Annotated in this window: 3 protein-coding genes; 2 read left to right on the forward strand and 1 reads right to left on the reverse strand. The window is 72.1% G+C overall.

Features of this window, described 5'->3' with window-relative positions:
- Positions 1-598 precede the first annotated feature (598 nt).
- A complete protein-coding gene (locus EAO76_RS43985; RefSeq protein ID WP_262376289.1) occupies positions 599-1,546 on the forward strand; it encodes a peptidoglycan recognition family protein in 948 nt (315 codons plus the stop codon).
- 150 nt (positions 1,547-1,696) lie between these two features.
- On the opposite strand, the gene EAO76_RS43990 is transcribed toward EAO76_RS43985, so the two are convergent.
- Positions 1,697-2,236 (reverse strand): flavoprotein, encoded by a 540-nt coding sequence (locus tag EAO76_RS43990; protein WP_148841792.1) that lies wholly within the window; start codon positions 2,234-2,236, stop codon positions 1,697-1,699.
- 118 nt (positions 2,237-2,354) lie between these two features.
- On the opposite strand from EAO76_RS43990, the gene EAO76_RS43995 reads away from it, so the two are divergent.
- Entirely contained in the window at positions 2,355-3,539 is a 1,185-nt protein-coding gene (locus tag EAO76_RS43995) for a helix-turn-helix domain-containing protein (RefSeq protein ID WP_148841793.1), read from the forward strand.
- The last annotated feature ends 19 nt before the right edge of the window (positions 3,540-3,558 follow it).

A 3,558-nucleotide genomic window follows, 5' to 3' on the forward strand; every position in this document is an offset into this window, starting at 1 on the left:
GTGCCGTCCTCCTCTCCGATGGATGGGTGGTGCCCCGTCCCGGCCGCTCCTCCCCCGACGGGGCGACGGCCGGGACGGGGCACCACCCATCCATCGGAGAGGAGGACGGCACCATGCGATGCAGCAAATGCGGCGCCCAGATGAGCCAGACCGCCGGCGGCTGGTGGCAGTGCTGGGGCTGCGGCAACAGCCAACCCGGCTATGCGGAAGCCGACGAACGGCCGTACGCGGACCGGCACGCCCCGCCCGGACGGCCGCCGGACGGACACCCGGACCGGGTACCGGACCGAGGGGCGGCCGAACCCCGCCCGGTCCTCGTACAGCTGACGGTCTGTACACGTTTTCGGCCCCGCAGTCGAGTCCGACCGCCGTCACCGGGGTATGGAACCGGTACGGGTCGGTCGTCACCGCGGAGCAGCCCGCGTTCGCGCGGACACCGACGAACGGCATGAAGTACGCGGTCACGGCGGCGGATCACCGCAGACGCGGCCCCGTGCTCACGGGTGGAGAAGATGGAGCGGATCGACAACGCGGCGAACGCGCCCCGCCGACGGGGTTCGCGACGTTACGTACACCTCGGGCTGAAGGGGAGGAACACATGGCACAGCCCATGACTGCCGCGCAGGTGCTGTCCGCGCTGCGCGCTGAGGGTGTCCGCGTGGTGGAGGTCGGCAACTGGCGCACGCACAACCGGAATTCGAAGGGTCCCTGGGGCCCGGTCAACGGCAGCATCGTGCACCACACGGTCACCAAGGGAACGGCGGCGACCGTGGCCATGGTCCGGGACGGGTACGCGTCCCTGCCCGGTCCGCTGTGCCACGGGATGATCGCGAAGGACGGCCGGGTGCACATGGTCGGCTGGGGCCGCGCCAACCACGCCGGCGGCGGCGACCCCAAGGTGCTGGACCAGGTCATCGCCGAGTCCTACGGCACGCGCCCGACCCCGCCCACGAAGGGCAACGCCAACGGGGTCGACGGCAACGCCCGGTTCTACGGCTGGGAGTGCGAGAACCTCGGCGACGGCAAGGACCCCTGGCCCAAGGCGCAGTACGACGCGATCGTCCGGGTGCAGGCCGCGCTGTGCCGGACGCACGGCTGGTCGGCGAAGTCCGTGATCGGCCACCTGGAGTGGTCGAACGACAAGGTCGACCCCCGCGGTTTCACCATGTCGAAGCTGCGTTCCGACGTGGCCGAGCGCCTCAAGCACCCCGCGAGCTGGAACCCGAACGAGGAGGACCCCATGGCAGGCATCACCAAGCGCGACATCTTCGACGCCGTCTGGAAGACCGACGCGATCGGCGGCCCGTCGGACGCGGCGGACCACGCGACGAACCCCACGTGGCAGCCGCAGTCCATCCTGAAGGACATGCAGGCCCGCATCCGTTCCATGGACAAGCGGATGGCCGCCCAGACCGCCGCGATCACCGCCCTCGCCGGGCAGCTCGGCAAGGGCGCCGACACCGCGACCATCGTCACCGCGGTCCGGACCGCGATCGAACAGGCCGTGGTCGACGACAACGCCACGGCCGACGCCGACGGGGCCTGACCGCAGCGGGTTCCGGCCCGGGGTCGCGGTGCGCGCCTCGCGTCCCGCCGTCCCGGGCCCGCTCGCGGCACCCGGCCCGAACGCCTCGCGGGCCCTACGGACCATCGGCCGGTTCCGGCCCTCCGCGGCGTCCGTACGGGCCCGTCCCGGTCACCGACCGCGGCCCGGGGTGCCGACCGCTTCCAGGGCGAGGTGCCAGGGAAAGCCCTCGGGCCGGCGTTCGCCCGGCTGGTTCGGCTCGAATCCGCCCGGCCCGTAGAGCACCGTCACCCCGGCGTCCCGCAGCGTCGCCACCGACAGGTCGAACCGGGGGTGCCGTGCGTAGGCCGCGTTCAGGCACGGCATCACCACGGTCGGGATCTCCTTGCCGATCGCCTCCGCGGCCACCCCCACCACGAACTTGCCCGTCAGGCCGAGGGACCACTCGTTGACGGTGTTGAAGGTGGCCGGCGCGAACAGGATCGCGTCCGCCTTCGGCCACACGTCCGGCTCCCCGGGCAACTTGTACTCGCAGCGCACCGGATGCCCCGTCAACCGCTCCAGTTCCGGCAGCCGTTCAGCCAGCCACCGGGCCGAAGCCGGGGTTAACCCGAGGCACACGTCCCACCCGCGGGCACGGGCCTCCTCGATGGCCGTGTCGACCTCGAGGACGGGTGGGGCGGCGGATCCGAACAGGTACAGAGTCGTCATGCCGTCATACGACCACACCCGTGACCACCCCCGGACCGGGTGGAATCGAGGTGACACGGGGACGGGGGCACAGGCGGATGAGTACGGTCCGGATGACGATTCAGGAAGGGAGGCCGGCATGCCCGGACCGGACGACGACCACACGGGTGCCCGCATCAAGGAACAGCGGAAACTCGCCCGGCTGACACAGCGGCAGCTGGCCGAGCGGCTTCCGTACTCGTACAGCCTCCTGAACCAGGTCGAGTGCGGCGCCAAACCGGCGAACCTCGACTTCGTCGCGGCGGTGGCCCAGGCCCTGCGCATCGACGTCACCGCGCTGACGGGGCAGCCCTACGTGACCGAGCTCCAGCAGGACCGCCTCACCGAACTGGTGCGCCCCATCCGCGAGGCACTCGACCTGTACGACCTCGGGGCCGACGACACCATCCCCGACAGGCCGGCCGGGCAACTGATCGCGGCCGCCGAGGAACTGTGCGCCCAGGTCAGGGCCACGCGCCTGCGCAACGCCGCCCGGCTGCTGCCGGCCGTGATCGCGGAACTCACCACCGCGGCCTGGCGCAACCGGTCCACGGAGCTGTGGCAGGCGCTCGCCTCGACGTACCGCACCGCGCACGACATCGCGGTGAAGCTCGGGTACTACGACCTCGGCTCGGTCGCCCTGGACCGCATGTGCTGGGCCGCCCACCGGGCCTCCGACCCCTGCCTGGCCGCCATCCGCCAGTACATGCGGGCCCTGGCGTACTTCCGGGAGGGCGAGTACGCCATCGGGCAGCGCCTGGTCGCCGCCGGTCACGGCATCGTCGGCGCGGCGGAGCAGACCCGTGAGGCGGTCGCCGTCACGGGACAGCTCCACCTCGGGGCCTCCGTCATCGCCGCCCGCGCCGACCAGCAGAACGTGGTCGACACCCACATCGCCGAGGCGAAGCGGTGCGCCACCCGGACCGGGGACGCCTCCGAGATCCACTGGCTCTCCTTCGGCCCCACGAACGTCGCGCTCCACAAGATGTCGGCGGCGGTCGAGATGCGGCAGTACGACGAAGCCCTCGCCCAGGCCAGGAACATCGCGCTCCCACCCACCCTGGCCACCTCCCGCCGCGCCCATTTCCTCATYGACAGGGCCCGCTYGGAGATGGAGACCGGCCGCACCGAGGCCGCGCTCGGCAGCATCGTCGACGCCCGGCACACGGCCCCCGAGCAGACCCGCTACCACCCCGGCGCCCGGGAGACCATCAAGGGCCTGGTCCACGCCTCCCGCCGCACCCCGGACACCCTCGGCCACATGGCCGCCTGGATCGGCCTGTGACCCCCGCCCTCTCCCCCTC

Origin of the sequence: Streptomyces sp. sk2.1, from assembly GCF_008120935.1 — a bacterium.
Lineage (GTDB): Bacteria > Actinomycetota > Actinomycetes > Streptomycetales > Streptomycetaceae > Streptomyces.